The sequence below is a fragment of the Leifsonia sp. genome (assembly GCF_051955155.1).
In the GTDB taxonomy this organism is placed as follows: domain Bacteria; phylum Actinomycetota; class Actinomycetes; order Actinomycetales; family Microbacteriaceae; genus Leifsonia.
On the sequence record NZ_JBQCGZ010000115.1, the window covers coordinates 1 to 25,610 of the forward strand.

Consider the following 25,610-nt stretch of genomic DNA (forward strand, 5'->3'; position numbering starts at 1 on the left):
GCGGCGTCCTGGTGGCCGCGCCGGAGGTGTCGGCTGAGCTGTTCTCGCTGTGGAAGGACGCACGGGACCAGGCGCCGCGCTCCAGCAGTGCAGAGCCGCCCGGCTCTCAGCGAGCTGAACGATCCCGCTGACGAGCGCAACACCGGCTCCCGCGAAGGCGATCGCGATCACGGCTGTCCGAGCCCAGCGCGCCCTGAACCGCGTGGCTGCGCGACTTCCCACCACGACTCCTGCGACGAGAGCGACGCCGGCCAGGGCCCAGCCGAACGCTCCGAGGTCGGGGACGGCCGCCGGGATCGTGGCCTCCTGCGTTTCCTTCTAGGCGACCACTACGCGGGCGCCTCGCCTCAGCGAGCTGCCACAGATGTGGCCGACTTGCGCGGCGCGCGCCCGCTCCTCACGAAGGCCCCGCCTGCCGTGAGCAGGAAGAGTGCCACGGCAAGAACCCAGAGCAACCAGTCCGCATTGCTGGGCCAAACAACACCCCAGACAAGGCCAATTGCTAAGAGAAGACAGACACCGAGCACGATCAGGTACGTGACGGCTGCTCGGCTCAACGGAGGCCTCAAGGGCGACTCTGAAGATCGACGAGCGATCAGGTCGATCAGAACCACGAGCAGCGCTCCCCCGACCAAGGCAAGACCCGCGAACTGGCGCGGCAGCGTACCGAACAAAATTATGGCGGTCGCTACATCAACGCCCAACAGAACGAAATACCAGATGTGGCGTGGAGATGCCTGCGACGCGTGCGTCTCGGAGATGCTCACTTCTTTGTGTCCCCCAATGAGGCTCAATGCATCGTTGCGACCAGGCGTTGTCCGTTCGGAGCACCTGCCACGAAGGAGTCTATGCGTTCGAGCATGCTCGGTCGCCGCTCTGCCCTGTTCCGTTCGGCTTTGTGCCAATGAGGGCGACGTATGGAGAAGCCGAACTGGGTGTCAACAATTACTAGCTCAAGTCAGGACGTGTGTACTCAGTCCCCGATTGGCCCTGGTCTGAATACCAACCGAGCGCTATTGTCCGATCACCAGATCTGTGCGAGGGAGCAAGAACATGGCGCGACGTCTGCGTGAGCTTGTGGAGGCGAGGTCCCGAGAAGAGCTTGTCTCGGCGACCCCAGATCCTCAAGAGCTGCTTCAGCTGCTGGATGAATTGCTGGACGCAGCTGCGCAGGCTGATGCTTTACTCGCCCGCTGGAAAGAGGCGTCCGGCCCGCGTCAGTCGGACGCTCGCGATGGACTCAAGATACGTGTTCGGCTGGCTGAGCTAGAACATCAGCTGGCCGACGTCGTGTGCTTCCCGAGTGATGAGAACACACGCCAACGCTCCCAACTCATCGTCGCCTTCTACGAGCACCTCCTAAAGCAGGCGGTCGACGCCCAGTTCTCGCATCTGCCGAATTCTGCCTTCACGATCCGCCGCGATGACACCCGAGAAGGAGGCTACGGCGAGCTCGTTCAAATGCGAGATGAGTTGAGAACCTCGATTTTCGGTGTTCGCGCTTACCCGGGAATCGGTCCGATCGGCGCGCGTTAGCTGAGGTGCCGACGTCGCTAGCGGCGGCAGTTGAATTTGTGCGCTTTCACGAGGTGGGTACTGCGCCGCCGGCAGGCGGCTTGGTCAACAGTGACCTGAGTGTTTCCGCACCGGCAGTCGCCAGTTGATCTCCGACGCGCACGACCGACGTATGTCCCGGGAGATCGACTGGCGGAGACGGAGGGATTTGAACCCTCGGTCCCCTATCGGGGACTCCACCTTAGCAGGGTGGTGCACTAGGCCTGACTATGCGACGTCTCCTTGCGCGGCCGCGAACGGACGCACGAGAGCCATCATAACGTAACGAATCGGGCGGTTCGTCCATGCGCGTCCGGAGCCGTCAGGTGCCGACGCCGCTCACGGCGGGGATGCTCTGCATGAGGGTGCCGAAGATGATCAGGATCATCGCGAGCGAGGCGACGATGGTCAGCGCCAGCACGACGATCGAGGCCGCGATCGGGGCGGCGCCGCGGCCGCCCGCGACCTTCCGGACGACCACCGAGCGGCCGATCGCATAGACGATCGACGCCAGGAACGACCAGGCCCAGTGGAACGGGCGCTCGACGCCGCGGCGGGTCAGCTCGCGGTAGTCGAGCCAGGCGAAGACCACCGTCAGCGCCAGTGCGATCCAGCTCACGGCCGTCCCCACCAGGAACAGCGGGCCCCCGAGCAGGGAAACCGGGTCCGGGACGACGGGATGCTGGGGGTCCGCGAACATCCGCGTGTAGCCGTCGAACGGGCGGTAGGTGAACAGGATGACCGCGTTCACCAGCGGAAGCAGCGTCACCAGCCAGATCCAGGGCGTGTAGACCGGCGTCCCCTCGGGGAGCGGACGGCGGGCGGCCGGGCCGGCGGCGGGAGCGTAGGCGGCGGCAGCCGTCACGGGCCCGGCGACGTGCTGCGTCCACTGCACTCCGTCCCACCAGCGCAGGCCGGCACCTCCGTACGGGTCCGGGTACCAACCGGGCGCGGCTGCCATGAGTCCTCCACTCTGTGCGGCCGGGGCCGCACCCGACGAATCTACGCTCCGCCGACCCGCGGGGCCCGGATTCGGCGAGGGACGCGCGGCCTGCCACGATAGCTGGAGTGGGGACACTTCTGACCGCCGGCGGGCTCGCGCTGATCTTCTCGCTGGCGCTGACGCCGGCGTTCATCCGACTGTTCAGGAGGCTGGAGCTCGGCCAGTTCATCCGGGACGACGGTCCGCAGTCGCACCACGTCAAGCGTGGCACCCCGACGATGGGCGGCATCGTCATCATCCTCGCCACTCTGTTCGGCTTCTTCACGGCGGGCATCCTGAACGGCGGCGAGGGGATCACGCCGTCCTCCCTGCTCGTGCTGCTCATGCTGATCGGGATGGGCGCGGTCGGTTTCGTGGACGACTACCTGAAGGTGCGCAACCAGCGCAGCCTCGGGCTCGGCGGCTGGTCGAAGGTCGCCGGGCAGCTGATCGTCGGGACGCTCTACGCGATCCTCGCCATCACCATCCCGAACGCGGACGGGGAGACCGCGGCGTCCACGGCGATCTCGACGATCCGCGACGTCCCAGCGCTCGACCTCGCCCGCATCGCGACGAGCGTCCCACTGGTCGGGATCGTCCTCTACATCCTCTGGGTCAACCTGCTCGCGGCCGCCTCGACGAACGGGGTGAACCTCGCCGACGGGCTGGACGGCCTCGCCACCGGCGCCTCGGTGATCTCGATCGGCGCGTACGTGTTCATCGGGTTCTGGCAGTTCAGCCAGGCCTGCTCGGTAGGGTCGCAGCTGGAGGGGCTCAGCCGCTGCTACACGACGGCCGACCCGCTCTCCCTCGCGATCGTGGCCGCGTCGATCTGCGGGGCGCTCGTCGGCTTCCTCTGGTGGAACACCAACCCGGCGAAGATCATCATGGGCGACACCGGCTCCCTCGGCCTCGGCGGCGCGCTCTGCGCCCTCGCGATCGAGACCCACACCGAGCTGCTGCTCATCCTCATCGGCGGCCTCTTCGTGATCGAGGCCGGGTCGGTCATCCTGCAGCGCGCGTTCTTCAAGGCGACGCGCGGCCGGCGGCTGTTCCTGATGACGCCCATCCACCACACCTTCGAGCTGCTGAACTGGCGGGAGGTGACGATCGTCGTGCGGTTCTGGATCGTCGCCGGGATCTGCGCGGCGGTCGGCCTCGGCATCTTCTTCTTCGGGCTGGGGTAGGCAGCCGTTCACGGTCGAGCGGTCACGACTCGCCGTTTCCGCGCGCGTGTAGCGGCGTGTCGCGACCGCTCGCGACCGCTCGCGGCAGCGCGGGGCGCGGGTCAGGCGAGGACGCCGGCCAGCTCCTCCAGGGTGGCCTGGGCGCCGGTGCCGCCGCGGCCGCGAACGGAGAGGGAGCCGGCGACAGCCGCCCAGCGGAGGCGCTCCTCCTCGCTCTCGACGCCGCGCAGCGTCGCCGCCAGGTAGCCGGCGTCGAAGCTGTCGCCCGCGCCGGTGGTGTCCACCACGTCCACGACCAGACCCGGGGCAGCGGCGACGCGCGCACCGTCCTCGTAGACGATGCCGCCCTCCGCTCCCGCCTTCACCACGACCCGGCAGCCCAGGGCGGACAGCGCGCAGGACGCCTCGTCCAGGTCGTTCGTGCGGCGGCCGATCACGGCGGAGCCGATGGCCAGGGCCTCCTCGCGGTTCGGCAGGAAGACGTCGATGCGCGAGAGGACGTCGGTCAGGCCGGTCCAGCGCTCGGCGGGGTCCCAGTTCGTGTCCAGGCTGAGGGTGATCCCCTCGGCCGCGAGCTCGGCGAGCAGCACGGGCAGGTCGGCGGCCAGGCCCGGCTGCAGGAAGTAGGAGGCGACGTGCACGTGCCGGGGACGCAGCCGGTCGACGGCGCCGCGCACCGCGCCCGCCGTCAGGGTCGGGATGGTGCCGGGCAGGGTCAGGATGGCGCGGTCCGACGGCTCGGACAGCACCACGGAAATGCCGGTCGGCAGCGTCCGGCTGGTCCGCACCTCGCGGTCCAGCACTCCCCCGTCGGCCAGCCTGCCGCGCACGAACACGCCGAACTGGTCGTCGCCGACCACGGCGGCGAGCGCGGTGCGCATCCCGAGCCGGGCGAGGCCGCACGCGACGATCGCCGCGCTGCCGCCGAGCAGCAGGTCCGCCGCGTCGAGCAGCTGCTCGGCCTGGCCGAACCGCGGCACCGTGTCCCCGGTCAGCAGCAGGTCGGGGTTCGCGTCCCCCACCACCAGCACATCAACACGGTTGTCGAAGGCGTCGATGCCGGTCATCCCTTCAGTCCGGAGAACGTCATGGTCGCGATGAACTGGCGCTGCGCGAACAGGAAGAACAGGATCAGCGGCAGCGTGGCGATCACGTTGCCCGCCATGATCAGGCTCCAGTCGGTCTGGTGCGCGCCCTGGAAGTTTGCGATGCCCAGCTGCAGCGTGAACGCGGACTGGTTGTTGATCGCGATGAGCGGCCAGACCAGGTCGTTCCACGCGCCGAGCAGCGTGAAGATCGCGAGCGTCGCCAGCGCCGGGCGCGCGAGCGGCAGCACGATGCGGAAGAAGATCTGCCAGCGGTTGCAGCCGTCGATCGCGCCGGCCTCCTCCAGCTCGGCGGGCAGGGACAGGAAGAACTGCCGCATCAGGAAGATGCCGAACGCGGTCGCCAGCCACGGCACGATCGCGGCGCCCAGGCCGTTCAGCAGGCCGAGCCTGGCGAACAGGATGTACGTGGGGATCATCAGCAGCTGCGTCGGGATCATGATGGTCGCGAGGATCATCAGGAAGCCGAAATTGCGCCCCCGGAACCGCAGCCGGGCGAACCCGTAGCCGGCGAGCGAGCACAGCACGAGGTTCGAGACGATCGCGGTCGCCGAGACGATGACCGTGTTGCCGAGCCAGAGCAGGATGTCGGTCTGCCCGAAGAGCTTGATGTAGCCGTCGAGAGTGAAGTGCGACGGGATGAACGGCGGCGGGAACGCCACCAGCTCCTTGGCCGGCGAGAACGACGCGAGCGCCATCTGCAGGAACGGCACCAGGAACAGGATGGCGATCGGGAACAGCACGAAATGCCAGCCGCTCATCCTGCTGCGCTTTCCCGGCCTGCTCGCGGTCTCGCGCGCGACCTGGGTGGAGGCCTGGGAGACCTCGTCGAGAACCGTGGCCATCAGAACGCCTCCGAGCCCCGGCGCCGCTGGAAGACGACGACGCCGATCGTGATGAGCAGGGTGACCGCGAACAGCACGTAGGCGGCGGCCGACCCGTAGCCGAACTCCAGGGCGTGGAACGCCTTGTCGTAGAGGAAGTAGACGATCGTCTTGGTCGCATCCAGAGGCCCGCCGCGCGTCGTCGTGTAGACGAGGTCGAACAGCTGGATGGCCTGGATCGTCTGCCAGATGCCGACGAACACGGTCACCGGCGCGAGCTGCGGCCAGACGATCCGCCAGAACGTCTGCCACCGGTTGGCGCCGTCGATGCGGGCCGCCTCGATCAGGTCGGCAGGGACGTCCTGCAGCGCCGCCAGGTAGATCACCGTGGTGAACGCCGCCGACCCCCACAGCGACATGATGGCGATCACGAGCATCGCCTGCTTGGGGTCGTCGAGCCAGCCCTGCTGCGGCAGGTGCAGCACGCGCAGGACGTTGTTCACCAGGCCGAACTGCGGGCTGAACAGATACGTGGACAGGATGCCCGTGGAGGCGGCGGAGGCCACGAACGGGACGAAGATCGCGGTGCGGTAGAAGCCCATCCAGCGGATCCGGCGGTTCAGCGCGACCGCGAGGAACAGCCCGAGCAGCACGGAGGCCGGCACGAACAGCAGCGTGAAGCCGATGGTGTTCAGCACGGCGTTGCCGAAGTCGGCGTCCGTCATCAGGTTGGCGTAGTTATCGCCGCCGACCCAGGTGGCCTCGCTGAACCCGTCCCAGCTCTGGAAGGAGAGGACGAACGCCCAGAGCGCGGGGAAGATCGAAAGGCCGAGGATGATGATGGTCGCCGGGGCGACGAACCCCCATCCGGTGAGCGAGGAGAGCAGCCCCTGGCGGCGGCGCGCCCGGCGCGACCGGGACGCGTCCGTGGACGCGCCCGGCCGGCCGAGCGTCGGTGCGATGTTGTCTGCCATCGGCGGCCGCTACTTCTTCGTGAGGGCCGTGTCCGCCGCGGTGGCCGCCTTCTCCAGCGCCGCCTTCGGCTCGCCGTCGCCCTGCAGGACCGACGAGATCGCCTTGCCGATCGCCACCGAGAGGCCGGCGTAGCCGGTCGTGGTGGGCCGCGTGTTCTTCACGTTGGCGGAGTTGGCGACGAACACCTCGTAGCCGGGGTACTCGGACGCCTCCTTCTTCACCGCCTCCGAGTCGGCCTCCGAGCTGCGCAGCGGCAGGTTGCCGAGCGCGACGTTGAACCGTTCGTCCTGCTCCGCCGAGGTGAGCCACTGGGCGAACTGGGTGGCCCAGTAGGCGCGGTTGGCGTCCTTGTGGTCGAACAGTGCCCAGATGTCGGGGCCGGACGCGGTCTGGTGGTCGCCGTCCGTTCCGGGAAGCGGCACAACGCCGTAGTCGGTGCCGCCCGTCTTCAGGTCGGACAGCTGCCACGGGCCGGAGGTGATCATCCCGATGCGGTTGCTGGTGAACAGCTGGCCGAACTTCGTGTCGGTCTGGTCAAGGTAGACGCTCTTGTCGTCCACCGCCATCGAGCGCAGGAAGGTCAGGGCGTCGACACCGGCCTGGGAGGCGAACTCGGCCTTGGTCGCGTCCTTGTTGAGGATGCTGCCGCCGTTCTGCCACAGGTGCGGCCAGAACTGCCAGGTGGTCTCCTCGCTGCCGGAGACCGAGTAGCCGTAGCCGTAGATGTGGTTGGCCGGGTCGGTGAGCTTCTTGGCGGCCGAACGGAAGTCGTCCCACGTCCAGTCGGCGGTCGGGTAGCTGAGCCCGGCCTTGTCGAACAGCGTCTTGTTGTACAGCAGCCCGATGTTGTCGACGACGGCCGGGAAGCCGATCGTCTTCTTGCCGCTCGGCTGCGCGGTGCCGCGCGCGGCCTCGGTGAACTCGTCCCACTTCACGTCGGGCTTCTTCACCTGGTCGGTGATGTCCAGGGTGCGGCCGGAGGACTCCAGCTGGCCCGCCCAGGACCCGAACGCGTACGACACGTCCGGGTACTGGTCCCCGGCGAAACCGGCGGACAGCTTCTGCAGCAGCTGGTCGGTGGACGACGCGCCCGGCGAGAGGTCGACGGTCACGTTCGGGTGGAGCTTCTCGAACTCCTTGCCGAGCGACTCGATGATCTTCTCGGCCGCGTCGGCCTGGCCGGACCACACCTGGATGGTGACCTTCGCCTTCGGGTCCAGCGTGGTCGCGCCCTGCGAGCCGCTGCAGCCGGCGAGCGCGGCCAGGACGGCCGCGGCCGCGACGGCGCCGGTGGTGCGGAGCATCCGCTTTCGGAATGGGGACTTCATCGTCGTTTCCTCTTCTCGGGTACCGGTGTGGGGTGTGGGGAGGTCCCGGTCAGCCGAGCACGATCGACCGGGTCAGGTGGCGGGGGTTGTCGGGGTCGAGTCCGCGCTGCTCGGCGATGGCGACAGCGAGGCGCTGGGCGTCGGCGAGCTCCACGAGCGGGTCGCCCGTCGAGGTGCGGACCAGGGCGCCGGTGCGCTCGATGTCCGCGACCAGGCTGGGCTCGGCCGGGCCGAGGATCCACACGATCGACCGCTCGTCGGCCACGGCGAGCGGGCCGTGCCGGTAGTCGAGCGCCGGGTAGGACTCGGACCAGGCCTGGGCCGCCTCGCGGATCTTGAGCGCCGCCTCCTGCGCGAGCCCGTAGGTCCAGCCGCTGCCGAGGTAGACGAAGTGCGAGAGCGCCGCGGTGTCGATGCCGAGCGGAGCGGTCAGCCGCGCCTCGGCCTCGGCGGGGAGCCCGGAGACGTCCTCGCCGAGCGCGTGCCTGGCCAGCAGCAGGAAGGTGGTCGGGAAGCGGGTCTGCACCACGGACTTCTCGTCGGCGAAGTCGAGCAGCAGCACGTCGTCGGAGCGCTCCGCGAGCGGGGAGTCGGCGACGCCGGTGACGGCGATCGTGCGGACGCCCTCCGGGATGATGTCGAGCACGTCGATCACCTCGGTGGTGGTGCCGGAGCGGCTGAGCAGCACGACGGCGTCGTAGTCGCGCCACGTCCACGGCTCGGACGCGTACGCGGCGTCGGTCATCCCGAGGCCGGCGCGCTCGCGGAGGGCGGCGTACGACTCGGCGAGGAACGCGGAGGTTCCGCAGCCGAGCACGAGGACGCGCGAGCCGGGGAGGGCGAGCAGCGCGTCGGCCTGCTCGGCGCGGGTCTCGAGGGCGGTGCGCCAGATCTCGGGCTGGCTGGCGATCTCGCGGGAGGTCAGTGTCACGAAGGTGCTCCTGTGGGTCTCTGAGCGTTGCGGCGCTTCCGCCGTGCGCTGGCTCTATCCTTGGTGGGCGTTGAGCGATTGACAATCGAAATGCGCATATCGCTCAGCCGGGTTGATTGTTTGCGTGTTTGCTACCGGATCGATGCGGTTGCGGGCGTGGCCGCGGGCGCGACGACGTCGCAGAACGCCGCCACCAGGTCCCCGATCGCCGCGCGCGGCGCCCGGGTGTACTTCCGGGGGTCGACCGCCTCCGGCTGTGCGGCGAGCTGCTCGCGCAGCGCGCCCGTCCACGCGATGTTCAGCGCAGTGCCGACGTTCACCTTGCGGATCCCCGCCGCCACCGCGCGCGCGATCTCGTCGTCCGGCACCCCCGAGGAGCCGTGCAGCACCAGCGGCACCGGCACGGCCTCCGCCAGCCGCTCGATGAGCGGGATGTCCAGGCGCGCCGAGCGGTCGAGCATCGCGTGCGAGCTGCCCACCGCGACGGCGAGCGCATCCACGCCCGTCGCCGCGACGAACGCGGCGGCCTCGCCGGGGTCGGTGCGGACGCCGGGCGCGTGCGCGCCGTCCTTGCCGCCGATCTCCCCGAGCTCCGCCTCCACCCAGACGCCGGCCTCGTGCGCGCGCTCGGCCACCTCGCGGGTGGCGGCGACGTTGGCCTCGTAGTCGAGCGTCGACGCGTCGAACATGATCGAGCCGACGCCCAGCTCCGCCGCCCGGGCGAGCACGCGGTCCACCAGCTCCCTGTCCTCGATGTGGTCGAGGTGGATGCCGAGCGGCGTCGGCGACGCGGCCGCGATCTCCCGGCAGGCGGCGAGCAGCGGCTCGGGGCCGCCGCGGAACGCGATGGCGTTCTGGCTGAGCTGCAGCAGGGCGGGCGCACCCGCGGCGGAAGCGCCGGCGGCGACCGCCTCCGCGTGGTCGAGCGAGAGCACGTTGAAGGCGCCGAGCGCGGTGCCGGCCGCGCGGGCCGCGCCGACGAGCTCGGCGGTGGGACGCAGCGTCACTTCGCGTACTCCGGCGCCGTCTCCAGCGTGCCGCCGAGCGCCACGGGCAGCAGGGCCGCGTGGCGGGTGGTCAGCTCGTCGCAGAGCGCCCAGATCTGCTCCGGGGTGAGCGACGAGGAGGCGTTCGGGTCGGTGAGGACCGCTCGCCGCACGAGCTCGGGGTCGCCGGTGCGGGCGGCCTCGATGGCGAGCTCGGCGACCGAGAGGTAGGTGCGGTTGAGCGCCGCGCCCTGCACCGGGATGGAGCCGAACGGCAGCGGGTGGACGCCGTCCGCATCCACCCGGCTCGGCACCTCCACGACCGCGCCCTGCGGCAGGTTGTCGATGAGCCCGCGGTTGACGACGTTCGCGTGGATGATGCGCTCGGTGCCGGTGAGGATGGAGTGGATGACCTGCGGCGCGTACTCGGCGGCACCCTCCTCCAGCTCCAGTTCGTCGCCGGCGGCGAGTGCGGCCTTGGCGTGCTCGAATTCGGCGACGTTCTCCTCCGAGATGCCGATGTACTCGAGCGGGTTCAGCCGGAACCGCTCGATCTGCTCCGGCGAGCGCAGGAACCAGTCGAGGTACTCCGAGGAGTGCTCGCTGGTCTCGGTCGGGTAGAAGCCGATGCGGCGGAAGATCTCGACGCGCACGCGGCGCAGCAGCTCGGGGTCCTTCTCGATCGCCTCGCGCAGCAGCGGGTAGAGGTCCTGGCCGTCGCGCGACCACTCGACCAGCCACGCCTGGTGGTTCACGCCGGCGGCGCGGTAGTGGGTGCCCTCCATCGGGACGCCGATCAGCTCGCACAGGTCGTGCACCGTCCAGTAGACGCTGTGGCAGAGGCCGACGGTCTTGATGCTCGGGGCGACGCCGGACAGCCACCACACGTTCATCGCCATCGGGGTCGTGTAGTTGCGGAACCAGGCGTCCGGGCCCAGCTCGGTCCTGTCGGCGGCGATCCCGCTGAGGACGGGGAAGGTGCGCAGGCCGCGGAAGACGCCGCCGACGCCGGTGGTGTCGCCGATGGTCTGCAGCAGGCCCGCGGCCGCGGGGACCTCGAGGTCCACGCGGGTGGCGTCGATGCCGCCCACCTGGATCATGTTGATCACGAAGTCCGCGCCGGTGAGCGCCTCGCGGCGGTCGAGCGTCGCGGCGATGTCGGCCTCCCTGCCGAACCGTGCCGCGACCTGGCGGGCGGTGCCCTCCGCGACGGCGAGCCGCTCGGCGTCGATGTCGTGGAGGACGATGCGCAGCGGGGGCAGGTCGTCGAAGCGGAACAGGTCGGCGAGCAGCTGGCGGGTGAAGACGACGCTTCCCGCGCCCAAGAAAACGATCTGTGGCATGGTGCGATCCTGCGGTACTGTGTCAACTCCGCGCAACAGAATGAGCGAATCGCGGCTAAAGTGATCACATCGATTGATCACTTCGCGGTCCGACCAGCGAAAGGAGCCCCCGTGCTCTCTCCGACCACCGAATCACTGATCGCCCGCGTCACCACCGGCCGGCGCGCGGAGCGTCTGGTCGCGATCCTCGACCTCGTCTCCGAGCGCGGCACCGTTGCGCTGGCGGACATCTCCGACGAGCTCGGCATCTCGGCGGCGACCGCGCGCCGCGACCTCTCCGACCTGGCCGACCAGAACCTCATCGTGCGCACGCACGGCGGAGCGTCCGCGCTGGAGCGCGGCAGCGAGATCCCGGTCGCGCTGCGGGACACCCGGTTCCAGGAGGCGAAGCGCCTGATCGCGCGGGCGATGGTGCGGCGCCTCCCGTCCGAGCGGTACGTGGTCGCGCTCAGCGGCGGGACGACGACCGCGAGCGTCGCCCGCGCGCTCGCGAACCACCGCGACATCACCGTGGTGACGAACTCGCTCACCATCGCCAACCTGCTCTCCGGGTACGCGGGCGTGCGGGTGGCGATGACGGGCGGCTTCTTGCGGCCGCAGTCGCTGGAGCTGGTGGGCGCGCTCGCGGAGAGCACGTTCAACGCAGTCAACGTGGGGACGGCCATCCTCGGCGCGGACGGCATCAGCGCGACCGCCGGTGTGACGACGCACGACGAGACAGAGGCCCGCACCAACCGCGCGATGGTCGCGAAGGCGCAGCGCACGGTCGTCGTCGCCGACGGCTCGAAGATCGGGAACGTCGCCCTGGCGCAGATGGCGGAGGTGGGCCAGGTGGAGATGCTGATCACCGACTCCAGCGCCGACCCGACCGAGCTGGAGAAGCTGCGCGAGGCGGGCATCCAGATCGTCCTCGCCGACGAGGAGTGACCGGGATGCGCGTCGGCTTCCTCGGCAGCGGACCGATGACGCGGGCCCTCGGCGCGCGGCTGGCAGTGGCGGGGCACGCGGTGGTGGTCGGGAGCCGGGACGCGGAGCGGTCGCGGGCGGTCGCCGCGGAGATGGGGACGATGGCGGACGCGGCCGCCTTCGCGTCCCGTGCGGATGCCGCGGGCCGGATCGTCGGCGGCGACCACCGGGACGCGGCGGGCTGCGAGGTCGTGGTGGTGGCAGTCCACGACCCGGTCGCCATCGAGACCGTGGCGTGCCTGCGCGATGTGCTCGCCGGCACCGTGCTGATCGACCTCGGCAACCCGCTCGATCCTCCGCACTGGGAGAGCAGGCTCGCCGGAGGTCCGTCACTCGCCGAGCGCATCGCCGAGGCCGCGCCGGGAGCGCGCGTCGTCAAGGCGTTCAACACCGTCTACGCCGAACTGCTCGCGCTTCCCGCGCCCGAGGGCGGCCCCGCGCCGCAGACGTTCGTCGCCTCCGATGACGACGCGGCGAAGTCCCTCGTCATCGACCTCTCCCGCGCGATCGGAACCGACCCGGTGGACGCGGGCGCGCTCCGCATGTCGCGCCACCTGGAGGCCGTCGCCGGCTTCGAGGTGGCGCTCACCGCTCGCGGCTTCGCCGACGCCGTGGCCCTGCGCGTCTCCCCCGCCTGACCCGCGGCTGCGCCTCCCGCCGCCGAACATTTGCGGCAATTGTCGGTCACGAGCGCGTCGTAACCGCCATTTGCGCGAAATGAACGCGACAGGCACCCACAACCGCAGGTTGTGACGGCACAACGCGCGGCGCCTACCGCACCGCGAGACGCTCGACCAGGCTCGATGGAATGGATGCACTCCCCCTGCGCACGCTGCCGACCCGTCTGACCCGCCGCGGAGTGGAGGTCGCGCCGGGCGTCGCGCTCACGGTCGCGATCGCGCTCGTCGCGACCGGCGTCTCCCGGCTGGTCCCCGCGCTCGGCAGCGCCCTCCCCGCCCTCGTCATCGGGGTGGTCGTCGCGGTGATCCGGCGCCCCGGCGGACGCGCGGCGCCGGGCGTCGCGTACTCGGGGAAGTTCCTGCTGCAGCTCGCGGTGATGCTGCTGGGCGTTCAGCTGTCGCTGTCGAGCATCCTCGTGGTCGGGCTCGGCTCGCTGCCGGTGATGCTGTCGTCGCTGGCGGTGTGCCTGCTCGCCGCGTGGCTGCTCGGGCGCGCCTTGCGCATCCCCGCGCGCGAGCGCACTCTGATCGGGGTGGGCACCGGCATCTGCGGCGCGTCCGCGATCGCCGCCGTGTCGCCGGTCATCGGCGCGACCAGCGCCGAGATCGCGTACGCGGTCTCCACGATCTTCCTGTTCAACGGGATCGCCGTGCTCGTCTTCCCGTTCCTCGGCCACGCGCTCGGGATGGACCCGCACACCTTCGGCCTGTTCGCAGGGACGGCGGTCAACGACACCAGCTCGGTGGTGGCCGCGGCGAGCCTGTTCGCGACGTCGGCGCTCGGCTACGCGGTGGTGGTCAAGCTGGTGCGGACGCTCATGATCATCCCGATCAGCGTGACCCTCGCCGTCGTCGAGCACCGCAGGCGGGCCTCCGGAGCACCGCTCACCGTGCGCCGGATCGTCGGCCTGGTGCCGTGGTTCCTGGTGGGCTTCCTGATGGTCGCCGTCGCGAACACGTTCGTACCGATCCCGCCCGCGCTGCACGACGGGCTCGTGACCGCGAGCGTGTTCCTGGTGTCCGTCGCGCTCGCCGGCATCGGCCTGTCCACCGACATCGGCGCGATCCGCCGCGCGGGCTGGCGGCCGCTGCTGCTCGGCGCCGCGCTGTCCACGCTCGTGACCGCGACCAGCCTGGCGGTGATCGCCGTCAGCGGCGCCTGAGCTCCGTCGCCCGGGCGATCCGTGCGACGCCCTCCACCACGGTCTCGGGAGCGCACGCCAGGTTCATCCGCGCGAAGCCGCGGCCCTGCGTCCCGAACGCGGGGCCGTTGGCGAGCGCCACCTTCGCCGCGTCCACCAGCTCGGCGGCGGGATCGTCGCCCCAGCCGAGCGCGGACAGGTCGAGCCACGCGAGATAGCTCGCGTCCGCTGGTCGCAGGCGCGCCTCCGGCAGGTGCGCTTCCAGCTCGCGCCGCAGGACGGCGAAGTTCTGCTCCACCGCGGCGACCACGTCGTCCAGCCAGTCGAGCCCGGCGGCGAAGCCCTCCCGCGCGGCGATCAGCCCGAACAGGCCGGTGCGGAAGGTGACCTCCTCCGGAAGCGACCGGATCAGCTCGGTCATCCGCTCGCCCTCCGCCACGAACATCGCGGACTTGAGCCCGGCCAGGTTGAACGCCTTCGACCCGGACTCGGCCGCGATGCCGTGCGCGCGCGCGGCATCGGACACGGACAGGTAAGGGGTGAACGCGGTGCCGCTGTGGGTCAGCGGCGCGTGGATCTCGTCGCTGACGACGAATCCGCCGTGCCGCTCCACGATCTCCGAAAGCGCCTCGAGTGTCTCCCGGGAGTGCACGAGCCCCAGCGGGTTGTGCGGGTTGCACAGCAGCACCCCGCGGGCGCCGGCCGCGAGCGCCGCGTCGATTCCGTCCAGGTCGAGCGCGTACCGCTCGCCGTCGTCCAGCAGCGGCACCTCCACGACGCGCGCGCCCGCCTCGGGGATGAGGTCGAAGAACGGCGGGTAGACGGGAGGGGTGATGACGACCCCGTCTCCGGGCGCGGTCAGCCGGCGCAGCGACTCCACGATGACGACGCTGACGTCCGTCGTGACGCCCATCCGCTCCGGCGACGGCGACCACCCCCAGCGCGCCTCCGCGAACGCGGCGAATGCGGTGCGCAGCCCGGTGTCGGTGCCGCTGATGTAGCCGGTGTCCCCGTCGTCGACAGCCTGGTGCAGGGCGGAGCGGATGGCCGGCGCGAGCGGGAAGTCCATCTCGGCCACGAACATCGGCAGCACGTCCTCGGGATACGTCCGCCACTTCTCGCTGGTCCGGCGCCGCAGCACCGCCATCTCATCCGCGCGCACCACCATGTGGGTCCCTCCCGATCGTCGTGTTCCGATTCTGGCAGGGGCCACCGTCACTGCTGGTTGGCGAGCAGCGCCCAGGCGACGAGCCACGCGAGCAGAGCGGCTCCTAGCACAGAGAGGCACAGGGGCAGCGGGGCGCCGGGCACGAGGACGGCGAGTATCCAGCCCGCCACGAACGCGGCGACCGCGAGGGCCGCGACGAGGACCGCAGCGCGGACCTTCCGCGCGTTCTTCTGGGGAACGATCCCCGCGAGCCACCGCGCAATCGGCCGGCGGAAGGCGACGAGCAGGATGGCACCGACGAGCGGGCACGCGATGGCGGCCGTGATCATGAAGGGACCGCCGAAGACGAGCGTGTCGTTCATCGGGACTGGCTGGGGTTGGTCGCGCAACCCCGTCGGCGTGCCGATCGCGCCATGCGGTCGTTGACCAGCTTCACACGGAGAGAGTGTCATTCGATCCTCTCGGCAGGTGGATCATGTCGTCGTCGCCGTTCATCGTGTTGTCGATCGTGTCGGTACTGGAGTGTTGGCGGATGCCAACGCGCCGATAAGATCTCCGCTCGTGTGAGACGGATTCTCCGGCGCCAGGACACTTCCGGCATCGAAGGCGGGGTCGAGTTCCCGTCCGGCTACGACTGAGCGGTGCTTTCGAACGAACGTGAAACTCGGTCTGTCGTCCGGGTCCCCGTTGGGGCCGGCAAACAGCATGGACGGTGGCAATCCACTTCCGGAGGCGTGCCAGCGGCTTCAAGCCCCATCTGTGCGCCCTGCGCATCCTTACCGTGGTGACCAGTCTCGGGGAACGTCTGCCGATCTCAGGCCGGGGTACCCGATGCTGAGGCGCTTTGCGCCGCGACTGACGCGGTTCTCTACCACCGGATCGTCTCCGCGAACGTCCATATCTCAGAGATGTGCGAAAGGGATTCAGAGCGTCTTGGGCGGAGGATCACGGAACCAGAACTCCTCCGAGGTGAACCGCTCCAAAGACATCCACGGGACCTCGTCGCCCCACTTGTCCTGCCATCTTGGATACACCCGTGAGCCCGGCTCGACCACAATATTGAAGTCACTCAACCCGTACACAAGATGCGTACACGGCGAACCCGTCTCTCTCGCAGCACCATCTAGCCGCTCGACAAGCAACGCCACGACAACAGCGCGCTCGTCGTTCCTGTCCACGCTCTTCCACATATCACGCGGGATCTCGCGACCCTCCCTCACGAGGTCATCCCACTCGACCGCAGCACGCTTGATCGAGAAATCCACCACCATCAGATGATTCGGATCAGAGAGCCCACCCGGCTGTTCCCGCAGAAGAATCGTTCCCGCTGACGGATCCACCTCCACCACGATGTCGTCCATCGCCTCAAACTTCGACCAGATCACGCTCTCCAGGAACGCGACCCGCTCCTCAAGGCTCATTGTCGTCACCAATTGTCGTCATCCTCCGAATACAAAGAAACCGTCTTCGGGAAGGCCGTAATGATCTTGCCCTTCCGATCGTGTCCTCCGATTCCGCCAGGGGCCACCGTCACTGCTCGTTGGCGAGCGGCGCCCAGGCGACGAGCCACGCGAGCAGAGCGGCTCCGAACACCGAGAGACATTGGTGCGACAGGTCGTGGATCAGCGCCGTGGTGTGGTTCAGCTGCACTCAGGGTTGTGTCGCCAGCAGGGCCTAACACGGAGAGCGTCATTCTCCCCTTGCCTCACTCGCGCGCGCCGTATCATCACCGAGGGGAGTGTTCCGCAACCAGCCCAGCGCTCCGGGCGTCGGGTTCTCATTGGGCCATTCCTCCAGCCATCGCCGTGCCATCTCGATGGCGATCTGTCCCGGATCCTCCTCCCTTCGCTTCCACCCACCATTCACCCGTTCGATCGCCTCGATCTTGCCCTCGAGCAAGAGCAGAGTGACCATGCCGACCGCCGCGGCTCTGTTGTCCTCGAAGAGTGTGGAGTCATCTTCGGGCGTAACGACAGACGCTGCCCACGACATACTCAAATAGTCGCGTAGGCCCTCGATGAGGAACTCTTCGGTGAACGTTCTCTTGATCATTTCGATCCCTTCGGCAGATGGATCTTGTAGTCTTTGCCGTCCATCGTGATGTCGATCGTGTCGGTACTGGAGCGTTGGCGGATGCCAACGCGCCGATATGAACCTCGAGAAGTGCCTGACCGGTGAGTGTCCGGAGCACACGGGCGGTCTCCGCTCGTGTGAGACGATTCTCCGGTGCCAGGACACTGCAGGCATCGAAGGCGGGCGCGACTTCCCGTGCAGCTTCGGCTTAGCGGTGCTCTCGAACGAACGTGAAACTCGGGCTGTCGTCCGGGTCGCCAAGCGGAACGTGGAGGGCCAAGGAGTCACCAGTTCCGGTGGTGTACAACAGCTGGCTCGAGGCGGATCCTTTCGTGACGCCGTCAACCGTGACCTGCGTCAGGTCCAATTCGACGTGGTTTCCCCGAAGCTTCCACATCCCCTCGAAGCTGTATCTGCGCTTTGGATCGAGTTCGTTGGGGCCGGCAAACAGCACGTAGGGTGGCAATCCACTCCCGGAGGCGTGCCCGTCGGCTTCAAGCCTCAGCTGTGCACCCTGCGCATCTGTACCCTGGTGGATCCAGTCGCCGGGAACGTCTGCCGATCTCAGGCCCGGGGTACACCCAGCGAGACAAAGAACCGCGAGGATGCCAAGCGCGATGCTGAGGCGCGTCGCGCCGGGGCTGACGGGTTGCTCTACCACTTGAGTGTCTCCGCGGACGTCCATGTCTCGTAGATTTGCGAAAGCGCTACCGTCGCCCCCATTCCAAAGTGTCGCGCGAGGATCACGTTGTTCAAGAATGACTCAGTTCACGGAATGATCCCAAATGCTGCTGCCGCCGTCGAATGATTCGAGCCGCGGAAGATAACCGTCGCGCCGTGCATGTCTGAGTCGATTCCGACCAGGGGCTTCCATCTGGTAGCTGCCTAGCGCGGAATTCATTCGAAGGTCGGGTCCCGCCTCGTCCGAATCGAGATACGCCTGTGCGTCGCGAATGAGCTTGGACAAGTAGGCATCGTGTTGGGCGTTGTACCCGCATTCCAGAGGTGATCGTGGACCTTCACCGATCTAATTCGAGGACGACTCCGGACCCCGAGCGGGGCTGTCGGTGAGAACCTCGACCTCGAGCTCGTCTGCTCCGACCTCAATCAGTAGATCTACCCCGATTGTGAGTACCAAACCGCCTATCTCAGGCGCGGCCGACGGGCCGGCTATGGCTCTTACAGCGCTCAAGGGGCGGCCGATCAGCGCGCTGAACGGCCATTCCGCCGAAACGTCGAATGCCTGCCACTTTCCGGCCTTTGCCACCCAATCACGATTCTCTTGAGAAAGTGGTTCAGCAAAAGGATCGCGCCAAGCTCCCCTTTCGACGCGTAGATCTTGACCGTTGCCAGCTGTATCGAAAACCAGCGGGAGCGCACCTTCGAATGTCAGCTCAAGGGGTCCTCTGTCGCTGTAGACCTCTTGGTGCACGATGTAGCGCATCCTGCGAATACCGATGAGCGCTCGACCCACGAGGCTCTCCATCGTTGCCGAAATACTCACCACCCGACCGCCTTCTGGAGCCATGGAAACGAGGGCCGCCCCTTTATGATCGTTGCGAATGTGCCGCTTCCCCTTGTGACAACCGCGTCGTTTCCTTGCCTATAGGACAAGCAATCTCGGCCGCCTCCATTTCCCGGGTGCCCGGACCGACCTGAGAGAGATGACCAGCGCTGGTTCGGTTGAAGTTGTACGTGTTTCCGGGCCGGCCGCGACAATCGAATGCGTCACTTGTGAGGCGGATCCTCCAGTGAAGCAATTCGGCCGGTTATGAGGGCCCTACTTCGCGGGGCCGGCTTTTCGGGTGAACACGTGCTTGCTCCAGGGTTGGTCGGGATCGTCGGTGTAGGTGACGAGCACCGTTCGGAAGTTGCTCCATGCCGACGTGAAAACGAATCCGCGACTACCCACCTTCACGGTGACCTTCGGAACATCGAATTCGAAAATGTGCCACGTTCCGTGGCCGGTTGGTGCCGGGTACCCGCCAGGAATCCTGTCAAACACTGCAGTTCCGTCCTCGTGGAAAACGGCAACGCCCGGCCCCCCATCCTCCACCCAGGTGCCCACGACATCAGCGCGCGTCAGCTCGACAGGAAGGTTCGATCGGATGTAGTACGCCGCACCGAGTCCGAGAAGGAGAACCCCCACCACCACGGCCGCCCAGCCGATCTTGAAACGCCGGCTGCGGACAATACGCGCTGTCATCCTTGGACCATGAATGTCCATGTTATGTCCTGATGCACTGCGCCTTCCCCGGCTCAACGCGCCGCTCTTACTCGATCAATCACACCCGCAGCGAGAACCAGCGTCGAACGCGAAACCATGAACTCCCCCGAGAGCGTCGCCCAACGGGCGTCATCCGAAAGCTATCGCTCAGCGAATCCTGCACGAAAGTTCAAGATGCTGAGAGTACGTACACAAACCGCCCTCGCTCCGATTGGCGTAGCGCCCCTCACCCCACCGGCCGGCTGAACAGGTTCACGACGTTGCCGTCGGGGTCGCGGAGCAGCGCGGAGCGGTTGCCCCAGGGCATCGTGCTCGGCGGCAGGACGACGTCCGCGGGGTCCGGGGCGAGGCGCTCGAACTCGGCGTCGACGTCGGCGACCTCGAACTCGACGAGGATCGAGCGGTTCGCGGCGGGGACGACCGCGCCGTCGAGCATGGCGACGGTGGCGGGGCTCGCGATCGCGAGGACGGGCCCCGTGCCGCCGAACTGCGCGAAGACCGGGGCCGGGCGGGCGGCCGTCCGGCCGGTGACGCGCTCGTAGAACGCGACGAGCCTGTCGACGTCGTCGGTGATGATGCGGATGGATGCGAACGGCACGGGGACCTCCTGGTCGGGAATCGGATCGATGCGACCAGCTTGGTCCCCGGCGGCGACACCGTGCTGTCGGTGTTTCGCGAAAGACCTCGTTTCCCGAAGGTCTCAGATCACGTCGTCGACCACCGAGCGCAGCGTCCCGAACGGGATGTCCAGGTCCTCGCGGCGCAGCGCCCTCGGCGCCGGGCGCTCGTCGGTCAGCTCCGCCGCGAGCATCCGGTCGCCGCGGAACGCGCGGACGCCGTGGCGCAGCCGGCACCACGCGATCAGGTACCAGGCGCCGTCCTTGCCGATGGTCCCGAGCGGCTCCACCTCGCGCTCGCTGACGGCGCCGGAGCCGTCGCGGTACACCAGCCGGACGACGCGGTCCGCTCGCAGGGAGGCCGCGAACGCGGGAGGGACGGGGTCGTCGGCGTCCGGTTCGAGCAGGTGGACGCGGGACGCCAGGGCGGTCGCGCGGCGCGCATCCTCGTCGGGCATCACCGCGAGCAGCTTGCGCAGCGCTGTTCCCGCGGACTGCCGGAACGGTCCGCGCCGGAGCGTGCCGAGGCCGATCAGCACGGCGAGCGCCTCGTCCGGGGTGAACCCTATCGGGCCGAGCGTCGCCGCAGCGTCGATCGCGTAGCCGCCGGTGCGGCCGGGCTCCGCCCAGATCGGGACGCCCGACGCCTGCAGCGCGGACAGGTCACGCTCGACGGTCCGCACCGACACCTCGAAGCGCTCCGCCAGCCAGCGCGCGCTGCGCGGCCGGGGCGAGACCGCGCGCAGCTCCTCCACCAGCGCGTACAGCCGCTCCGTCCTGTTCACGCCCCCATCCTCCCGCGCACCCCGCCGGCCCGGACGTTGAGTGGCGCATTGTTGTCACTTTCGGACGCGAATAGTGACATCAACCTGCCATTCGAGGGCGGGGCCGAGGGGGCCGTGACACCGCTCTCACGCCGAGCGGAGCCAGGCGAAGCCGTAGGGACCGAGGGTGCGGCCGTCCCAGCGCTCGGCGAGGTGGACGTCGTGGCCGGCCGCGAGCGCGACCGGGGCCGGGTGCGCGGACAGGTTGTGCAGCGTCAGCAGGCCGTCGCGCCTCAGCGCCAGCACGGCGCGGTCGCCGGTGTCGAGCGCGGTCCAGCCGTCGGCGTCGGCGCCGGCCTCGCGGCGCACGCGGGCGATGGAGCGGGTGAGCGACAGCAGCGAGTCGGGGTCGGTGTCCTGCGCCGCCACGTTCACCGAGCGGAAGCCGAACGGGCCGTCCACCTGCGCGCCCAGCGTGAGCGGAGACGACGCGGCGGTCGTGAAACCACCCCAGGCGGTGTCGTCCCACTGCATCGTGGTGCGGGCCGCTCCCCTGCCCTCGACGCTCATGTCGTCGCCGACGCCGATCTCCTGGCCTGCCATCAGCAGCGGGACGCCGGGGAGCGCGTGCAGCAGGCTCATCGTCATCCGCACCCGGTCGGCCGGCTGCAGCATCGGCGCCCAGTTGCGGCGCATCCCCCGGCCGTAGATCAGCATCGAGGGATCCGGCGCGAACTCCGCGAACGCCTCCTGGCGCTCCTCGTCGCTCAGCTGCTCCAGGTCCAGCTCGTCGGCATTGTGCACGAAGTTCAGGCGGGCCTCCGGCGGGATGTTCTCATCCAGCCGGCGCAGCGCGTCGAGCAGCGGTGCGGAGTCCTCGCGCGCCAGCGAGAGGATGAGCGCGTTGTTGAGGCTGAAGTCGATCACGGCGTCGAAGCGGTCGCGCTCCACCAGCGACGCCATCAGCTCCGGCGACTCGTCCGCCTCGGCGATCAGCAGCACGTCCTCGCGCACCTCGCGCAGCCGCGCCCGCAGCGCGTCGAAGAACGAGCCGTCGTCCACGTCGGTGTCGGGACGGCCCTTGCCCTGCACGATCAGCAGCGCCGCGTCCACCCGGAAGCCATCGACGCCGACGCCGATCCAGAAGCTCAGCACCTCCACGATCTGCTCGAACACGTCCGGGTCGGTGGCGTTGAGGTCCGGCTGGAACGCGTAGAACTGGTGGTGGTAGTACTTCCCCGCGCGCTCGTCGAACGCCCAGACCGAGTCCTCCTCGCCGGGGAACATCGGGTGGTCGCCCTTCTCGGTGGAGTCGTCGTCGCTCCACACGAAGAACCGGCCGGCCGCCGAGTCCGGCGCCTCGCGGGCGGCGCGGAACCACGCGTGCCGGTCGGAGGTGTGGTGGAGCACGGCGTCGATCGCGACGCGCATCCCCCGTTCGTGTGCGCGGGCGATCAGCGCGCGCAGGCCGTCCAGGTCGCCGAAGCGCTCGTCCACCGCGAGGTGGTCGTCGACGTCGTAGCCGTTGTCCCTGCGCGCGCTCGGGTAGAACGGCAGCAGCCAGATCCAGGTGACGCCGAGGGATGCCACATGGTCGAGGTGCGCCATCGCGCCGGCGAAGTCGCCGAAGCCGTCGCCGTCGCCGTCGGCGAAGCGCGACAGGTCGAGCCCGTAGACGAGTTCGCCCGCGCCTCCCGCCCATCCGGTCCGGCGTCCCGTGCGGTTCTGCTGAGTGTGGGTCACGTCCCACTAGTACGCCTCCGCCACGCATCCGGAAGGGACGGGCGCGCTCAGCCGGGGCGCACTCCCCCGCGGGACACGTCGTCCCGCAGCACGCCGACCGGGGCGACGATCGCGCGTTCGAGCCGGCGCACCACCTCCAGGTAGTCGGCGGTCCAGACGATGCGCACCGCGGTCGCCGAGGCGGTCCCCGCGTCGCCGTCCAGGTCCTCCAGCACGGCGTCCGCCAGCAGCTCGGCGCCTGCGGGGTCGGCCGGAGCGGGATCCGGGAGCGGGTCCCCGGCGACGAGCCGTGCTGCCAGGCCGCGGTACCAGTCGTCGAGCAGCCGGAGGGAGGCGTCCAGCGCCTGCCAGGCGGCGCTAGCGTCCCCGTCCGCCTCCCGGTCGCGCCACAGCTCCAGGATCGCGTCGCTCGCCAGCCGCACGCCGGCGACGCCGGTGACCGACGCCGACACCTCGGCGAGCGGGCGGCGCTTGGTGCCGCGCTCGGCGAGGTAGGTGCGGAACGCGTCGTCCAGGCGGCGGGACGCTGCGGCGGCGCGCAGCGACGGGGCCCGAGCGTCCACGGCGGCGCCGCCGTGCGCCGGCCCGAGTCCGTGGTCGACCACGGCGCGCAGGTAGGCGACGCCGTCCACATACGCGGCCGCCAGCGCCTTCCGCAGCGACGCCGCCGCCCCGCGCGGCCAGAACAGCAGCCCGACCACCAGGCTCACCGCGCCGCCGAGCAGGATGTCCTCGATCCGGATCAGGCCGACCGTCCATCCGGTCGGCGCGATGATGTTGAACAGCAGGACGAGGACGACCGTGAAAGCGGCCTGGCCCGCGGCGAACGAGATGGCCGCCGGCGCGATGCCGGCGATCAGGATGGCGAGCGGCAGCACGATCCAGAGCACGATCGGGTTGTCGCCGATCACGAACAGCGCCGCCGCGCCGAGCACGACGCCGGCGACCGTCCCGAGCACGCCGCGCAGCACGGTCTGGCCGGTGCTCAGCGCGTTCGAGCGAAGCACGGACAGCGTGCCGAGGACGACCCAGAAGGAGTGCTCGACGCCGGTGAGCTTGGCCAGCAGCACGGCGGCGCTCAGGCCGATCGCCCCGCGGATGCTGTTGCGCAGCCACACCGAGTTCCAGCCGACGTACCCGCTCGCGCGCTCCGCGGCCGCGGCGACGGGTCCCGCGAGATCGCCCGGCTGCCGTCCCATCAGCCGCTGCCACCAGGTGCGGCGCTCGGCGCGGGCGGTGAGGGCGATGTTCGCCGCGACGGTCGCCACCGCGTAGCCGAGCTCCTGCGCGCGGAAGCCGGGGTCGAGCGCGCGCACGAAGCCCTCCGCCTCCCGCTCGCCGGCGACGCCCCCGGCCGCGACCGGCTCGGTGAGCGTCGCGTGCTCGACGGCGGCGCGCGCGGTCGCGAGCCGCTGCATCGCGTCCTCCAAGGCTCGCGGGTCGCCGCCGTGCTGGGAGAGCAGCATCGCGCCCTCGCCGAGGACGTCCGCCGCCGCGTCCTTCACCGTCCAGGCGGCCTCGTGGATGCGCCCGGGCGACGGGGGCGTGCGCGGCGCGACCCCGCCCGGTGCGAGGCGGTCGAACTGGTGGATGACCGCGTTCAGCCAGTTCAGCTCGTCCACCAGCCGCACGACGGTGCGCGCGGACGTGCTGAGCCCGGTCGGCCGGTACGGCGCCCCGAGGAACGCGGAGTGCAGCGCGGCGACCGCGGCGTCCGCCTCCGCCGCCGTGCGGTCGCGCGCCTCCAGCAGCGCGGGATCGGGGCCGCCGAGCAGGTACGCGGTCTCGGCGCGCAGCCGCTGCCCGAGCGCGCGGCACGCGTCGGCGGCCGGCCCGCGCAGCGGCTCCCGCGCCGGCGACGGCCAGAGCACGGTGATGGCGACGACGGCGACGACGGACGCCAGGCCCCAGCCGAGCAGGCGCGGCCCGAGGGTCGCAGCGTCGCCCGGCAGCATGACCGGCAGGATGAACGCCAGCAGCAGCGCGGTCCCGGCCGAGGCGAGCACCGAGCTGACGGAGCCGGCGAACAGCACGACGAGCGCGACCACCGCCATCGCGACGGCGGACAGCCAGACCGGGGAGGACGCCAGCGTGCCGAGGCTGACGAGCGCCGCCCCGGCCACGGCGAGCGAGGCCTGCGCCTGCACGCGCTCCCGCAGCGGTCCGCCGAAGTCCACGAACATCAGCATCGCGAACGAGCCGAACGCGCCGAACAGGGCAACGTCCGCGCTCCCGATCACCCGGCTGCCGAGCAGGAACAGCGCAGGGACCGCGATCGCGGCCCGCCCAGCCCTCCGCACCGCGGAGTAGCCGGGATCGTGCCGGCTCAGCCATCTCGCGACGCCCACGCGCACACCCTAGTCCCGCCCGGCGGGAGCGCGTCAGCTCTCCGGCGGGTACTCGAGGTGGCCGTCGACGACACGGGCGGCCGGGGTCAGGACGGCCGGGCGCACCGAGGTCTCGGACAGGATGTCGAACACCTCGACGCCGTCCACGAGCAGGGCGTCCGTGACCAGCCGGCGATGGCACCGCCAGGGCACGGCCTCGCTGCACATGATCGCGGGGCGGCCGTCCGCCGCCAGCTGCTCCAGCGTGCGGAGCCCCTCCGCGAACGGCGGGGTGGCCATGTAGTCGGCGTACGCCCGGAACGCCTGCACCCTCCAGAACCCGTTCGGGCTGGCGACACCGGCCGGCGTGTGCCTGCGGCCGCCGAGCTCCGGCAGCCAGCGGTAGCCGATGTCCGGTGGCAGCTCGGCGCGGATCGCGTCCTGGTTCCACTGCGGCAGTCGCCGCGACGAGGGGAACGAGCGGATGTCCACCAGGGCGTCGACGCCGTTCTCGCGCAGCATCCCGACCACCTCGTCCAGGCTGCGCGTCGAGTGCCCCACCGTAAACACCACGCTCACGCCCGCACCCTACCCGGCCCGCGAGCACAGGGAAACCGTCGTGGAATCGGCCGGGGACGAGCGTTTTTCCTGTGCTCGGCGGCCTGCCTGCGGGCGGGACGCGCGGGG

The 25,610-nt window shown here is 69.7% G+C and carries 26 protein-coding genes and 1 tRNA gene; 5 read left to right on the top strand and 22 right to left on the bottom strand.

Features of this window, described 5'->3' with window-relative positions:
* Window positions 1-347 precede the first annotated feature (347 nt).
* Window positions 348-767 (bottom strand): hypothetical protein, encoded by a 420-nt coding sequence (locus ACTHMF_RS12345; protein ID WP_440317918.1) that lies wholly within the window; start codon window positions 765-767, stop codon window positions 348-350.
* Window positions 768-1,053: 286 nt separating this feature from the next.
* On the opposite strand from ACTHMF_RS12345, the gene ACTHMF_RS12350 reads away from it, so the two are divergent.
* Window positions 1,054-1,536: a hypothetical protein gene (locus ACTHMF_RS12350; protein WP_440317920.1), complete on the top strand. Its 483-nt coding sequence runs from the start codon at window positions 1,054-1,056 to the stop codon at window positions 1,534-1,536.
* 169 nt (window positions 1,537-1,705) lie between these two features.
* On the opposite strand, the gene ACTHMF_RS12355 is transcribed toward ACTHMF_RS12350, so the two are convergent.
* Window positions 1,706-1,797, bottom strand: a tRNA-Ser gene (locus ACTHMF_RS12355).
* A 79-nt stretch (window positions 1,798-1,876) separates the two neighbouring features.
* The gene (locus ACTHMF_RS12360) at window positions 1,877-2,515 is read right to left on the bottom strand and encodes a DUF2510 domain-containing protein (RefSeq protein WP_440317922.1); all 639 of its coding nucleotides are present in this window, start codon (window positions 2,513-2,515) and stop codon (window positions 1,877-1,879) included.
* A gap of 107 nt (window positions 2,516-2,622) precedes the next feature.
* Between ACTHMF_RS12360 and mraY the strand changes: the two genes are divergently transcribed.
* Entirely contained in the window at window positions 2,623-3,723 is a 1,101-nt protein-coding gene (mraY, locus tag ACTHMF_RS12365) for a phospho-N-acetylmuramoyl-pentapeptide-transferase (protein WP_440317924.1), read from the top strand.
* A 101-nt stretch (window positions 3,724-3,824) separates the two neighbouring features.
* Here the strand turns inward: mraY and ACTHMF_RS12370 are convergent, their stop codons facing one another.
* The 7 genes from ACTHMF_RS12370 to melA form a co-directional block, all read right to left on the bottom strand.
* Window positions 3,825-4,790, bottom strand: coding sequence for a carbohydrate kinase family protein (locus ACTHMF_RS12370; protein ID WP_440317925.1), 966 nt, complete (start codon window positions 4,788-4,790; stop codon window positions 3,825-3,827).
* The gene (locus tag ACTHMF_RS12375; RefSeq protein WP_440317927.1) at window positions 4,787-5,674 is read right to left on the bottom strand and encodes a carbohydrate ABC transporter permease; all 888 of its coding nucleotides are present in this window, start codon (window positions 5,672-5,674) and stop codon (window positions 4,787-4,789) included. The genes ACTHMF_RS12370 and ACTHMF_RS12375 overlap by 4 nt, the downstream gene beginning before the upstream one ends.
* Window positions 5,674-6,627: a carbohydrate ABC transporter permease gene (locus tag ACTHMF_RS12380; RefSeq protein WP_314146004.1), complete on the bottom strand. Its 954-nt coding sequence runs from the start codon at window positions 6,625-6,627 to the stop codon at window positions 5,674-5,676. Before ACTHMF_RS12380 ends, ACTHMF_RS12375 begins: the two co-directional genes overlap by 1 nt.
* Before the next feature lie 9 nt (window positions 6,628-6,636).
* The gene (locus ACTHMF_RS12385) at window positions 6,637-7,956 is read right to left on the bottom strand and encodes an ABC transporter substrate-binding protein (RefSeq protein WP_440317929.1); all 1,320 of its coding nucleotides are present in this window, start codon (window positions 7,954-7,956) and stop codon (window positions 6,637-6,639) included.
* 49 nt (window positions 7,957-8,005) lie between these two features.
* Window positions 8,006-8,887: an SIS domain-containing protein gene (locus ACTHMF_RS12390; RefSeq protein WP_440317931.1), complete on the bottom strand. Its 882-nt coding sequence runs from the start codon at window positions 8,885-8,887 to the stop codon at window positions 8,006-8,008.
* 131 nt (window positions 8,888-9,018) lie between these two features.
* On the bottom strand, window positions 9,019-9,894 hold the full coding sequence (locus tag ACTHMF_RS12395) for a class II fructose-bisphosphate aldolase (protein ID WP_440317933.1): 876 nt from the start codon (window positions 9,892-9,894) through the stop codon (window positions 9,019-9,021).
* Window positions 9,891-11,216: an alpha-galactosidase gene (gene melA, locus ACTHMF_RS12400; RefSeq protein ID WP_440317935.1), complete on the bottom strand. Its 1,326-nt coding sequence runs from the start codon at window positions 11,214-11,216 to the stop codon at window positions 9,891-9,893. Before melA ends, ACTHMF_RS12395 begins: the two co-directional genes overlap by 4 nt.
* A gap of 111 nt (window positions 11,217-11,327) precedes the next feature.
* Here melA and ACTHMF_RS12405 point away from each other — a divergent pair, with 111 nt between their 5' ends.
* From ACTHMF_RS12405 to ACTHMF_RS12415, 3 genes are all read left to right on the top strand, one after another.
* Window positions 11,328-12,143, top strand: a complete 816-nt coding sequence (locus ACTHMF_RS12405) for a DeoR/GlpR family DNA-binding transcription regulator (RefSeq protein WP_314145998.1) — start codon at window positions 11,328-11,330, stop codon at window positions 12,141-12,143.
* A 5-nt stretch (window positions 12,144-12,148) separates the two neighbouring features.
* Window positions 12,149-12,820, top strand: a complete 672-nt coding sequence (locus tag ACTHMF_RS12410) for an NADPH-dependent F420 reductase (RefSeq protein WP_440317936.1) — start codon at window positions 12,149-12,151, stop codon at window positions 12,818-12,820.
* A gap of 170 nt (window positions 12,821-12,990) precedes the next feature.
* Complete coding sequence (locus tag ACTHMF_RS12415; RefSeq protein ID WP_440317938.1) at window positions 12,991-14,025, top strand: YeiH family protein; 1,035 nt, start codon at window positions 12,991-12,993, stop codon at window positions 14,023-14,025.
* On the opposite strand, the gene ACTHMF_RS12420 is transcribed toward ACTHMF_RS12415, so the two are convergent.
* From ACTHMF_RS12420 to ACTHMF_RS12475, 12 genes are all read right to left on the bottom strand, one after another.
* The gene (locus ACTHMF_RS12420; protein WP_440317940.1) at window positions 14,012-15,172 is read right to left on the bottom strand and encodes a MalY/PatB family protein; all 1,161 of its coding nucleotides are present in this window, start codon (window positions 15,170-15,172) and stop codon (window positions 14,012-14,014) included. The two genes, ACTHMF_RS12415 and ACTHMF_RS12420, sit on opposite strands and share 14 nt — an antisense overlap.
* Before the next feature lie 47 nt (window positions 15,173-15,219).
* On the bottom strand, window positions 15,220-15,534 hold the full coding sequence (locus ACTHMF_RS12425) for a hypothetical protein (protein ID WP_440317942.1): 315 nt from the start codon (window positions 15,532-15,534) through the stop codon (window positions 15,220-15,222).
* Window positions 15,535-16,095: 561 nt separating this feature from the next.
* Entirely contained in the window at window positions 16,096-16,602 is a 507-nt protein-coding gene (locus tag ACTHMF_RS12430) for a hypothetical protein (RefSeq protein ID WP_440317944.1), read from the bottom strand.
* 259 nt (window positions 16,603-16,861) lie between these two features.
* Window positions 16,862-17,224 (bottom strand): hypothetical protein, encoded by a 363-nt coding sequence (locus ACTHMF_RS12435; protein WP_440317946.1) that lies wholly within the window; start codon window positions 17,222-17,224, stop codon window positions 16,862-16,864.
* A 229-nt stretch (window positions 17,225-17,453) separates the two neighbouring features.
* Window positions 17,454-17,930, bottom strand: a complete 477-nt coding sequence (locus ACTHMF_RS12440; protein ID WP_440317948.1) for a hypothetical protein — start codon at window positions 17,928-17,930, stop codon at window positions 17,454-17,456.
* Between the two features lie 342 nt (window positions 17,931-18,272).
* Window positions 18,273-18,731 (bottom strand): hypothetical protein, encoded by a 459-nt coding sequence (locus ACTHMF_RS12445; RefSeq protein WP_440317950.1) that lies wholly within the window; start codon window positions 18,729-18,731, stop codon window positions 18,273-18,275.
* 294 nt (window positions 18,732-19,025) lie between these two features.
* The gene (locus ACTHMF_RS12450; RefSeq protein WP_440317952.1) at window positions 19,026-19,451 is read right to left on the bottom strand and encodes a hypothetical protein; all 426 of its coding nucleotides are present in this window, start codon (window positions 19,449-19,451) and stop codon (window positions 19,026-19,028) included.
* A 247-nt stretch (window positions 19,452-19,698) separates the two neighbouring features.
* Window positions 19,699-20,070 (bottom strand): VOC family protein, encoded by a 372-nt coding sequence (locus tag ACTHMF_RS12455; protein WP_314145991.1) that lies wholly within the window; start codon window positions 20,068-20,070, stop codon window positions 19,699-19,701.
* A 102-nt stretch (window positions 20,071-20,172) separates the two neighbouring features.
* Window positions 20,173-20,874 (bottom strand): helix-turn-helix transcriptional regulator, encoded by a 702-nt coding sequence (locus ACTHMF_RS12460; RefSeq protein WP_440317954.1) that lies wholly within the window; start codon window positions 20,872-20,874, stop codon window positions 20,173-20,175.
* 126 nt (window positions 20,875-21,000) lie between these two features.
* The gene (locus ACTHMF_RS12465; protein ID WP_440317955.1) at window positions 21,001-22,596 is read right to left on the bottom strand and encodes an alpha-amylase family glycosyl hydrolase; all 1,596 of its coding nucleotides are present in this window, start codon (window positions 22,594-22,596) and stop codon (window positions 21,001-21,003) included.
* 47 nt (window positions 22,597-22,643) lie between these two features.
* Window positions 22,644-24,944 carry an FUSC family protein gene (locus ACTHMF_RS12470; protein WP_440317957.1) on the bottom strand — a complete coding sequence of 767 codons (2,301 nt, stop codon included), beginning with the start codon at window positions 24,942-24,944 and terminating at the stop codon, window positions 22,644-22,646.
* A 33-nt stretch (window positions 24,945-24,977) separates the two neighbouring features.
* On the bottom strand, window positions 24,978-25,502 hold the full coding sequence (locus ACTHMF_RS12475) for a DUF488 domain-containing protein (RefSeq protein WP_440317959.1): 525 nt from the start codon (window positions 25,500-25,502) through the stop codon (window positions 24,978-24,980).
* Window positions 25,503-25,610 lie beyond the last annotated feature (108 nt).

Coding starts and splice junctions, on each gene's coding strand:
- ACTHMF_RS12445 (WP_440317950.1), bottom strand. CDS start 18,731: ATGGAGAGCCTCGTGGGTCGAGCGCTCATCGGTATTCGCAGGATGCGC.
- ACTHMF_RS12375 (WP_440317927.1), bottom strand. CDS start 5,674: ATGGCCACGGTTCTCGACGAGGTCTCCCAGGCCTCCACCCAGGTCGCG.
- ACTHMF_RS12380 (WP_314146004.1), bottom strand. CDS start 6,627: ATGGCAGACAACATCGCACCGACGCTCGGCCGGCCGGGCGCGTCCACG.
- ACTHMF_RS12420 (WP_440317940.1), bottom strand. CDS start 15,172: ATGGTGGTGCGCGCGGATGAGATGGCGGTGCTGCGGCGCCGGACCAGC.
- ACTHMF_RS12450 (WP_440317952.1), bottom strand. CDS start 19,451: ATGACAGCGCGTATTGTCCGCAGCCGGCGTTTCAAGATCGGCTGGGCG.
- ACTHMF_RS12385 (WP_440317929.1), bottom strand. CDS start 7,956: ATGAAGTCCCCATTCCGAAAGCGGATGCTCCGCACCACCGGCGCCGTC.
- ACTHMF_RS12425 (WP_440317942.1), bottom strand. CDS start 15,534: ATGAACGACACGCTCGTCTTCGGCGGTCCCTTCATGATCACGGCCGCC.
- ACTHMF_RS12440 (WP_440317948.1), bottom strand. CDS start 17,930: ATGGACGTCCGCGGAGACACTCAAGTGGTAGAGCAACCCGTCAGCCCC.
- ACTHMF_RS12360 (WP_440317922.1), bottom strand. CDS start 2,515: ATGGCAGCCGCGCCCGGTTGGTACCCGGACCCGTACGGAGGTGCCGGC.
- ACTHMF_RS12435 (WP_440317946.1), bottom strand. CDS start 17,224: ATGATCAAGAGAACGTTCACCGAAGAGTTCCTCATCGAGGGCCTACGC.
- ACTHMF_RS12370 (WP_440317925.1), bottom strand. CDS start 4,790: ATGACCGGCATCGACGCCTTCGACAACCGTGTTGATGTGCTGGTGGTG.
- melA (WP_440317935.1), bottom strand. CDS start 11,216: ATGCCACAGATCGTTTTCTTGGGCGCGGGAAGCGTCGTCTTCACCCGC.
- ACTHMF_RS12415 (WP_440317938.1), top strand. CDS start 12,991: ATGGATGCACTCCCCCTGCGCACGCTGCCGACCCGTCTGACCCGCCGC.
- ACTHMF_RS12410 (WP_440317936.1), top strand. CDS start 12,149: ATGCGCGTCGGCTTCCTCGGCAGCGGACCGATGACGCGGGCCCTCGGC.
- ACTHMF_RS12350 (WP_440317920.1), top strand. CDS start 1,054: ATGGCGCGACGTCTGCGTGAGCTTGTGGAGGCGAGGTCCCGAGAAGAG.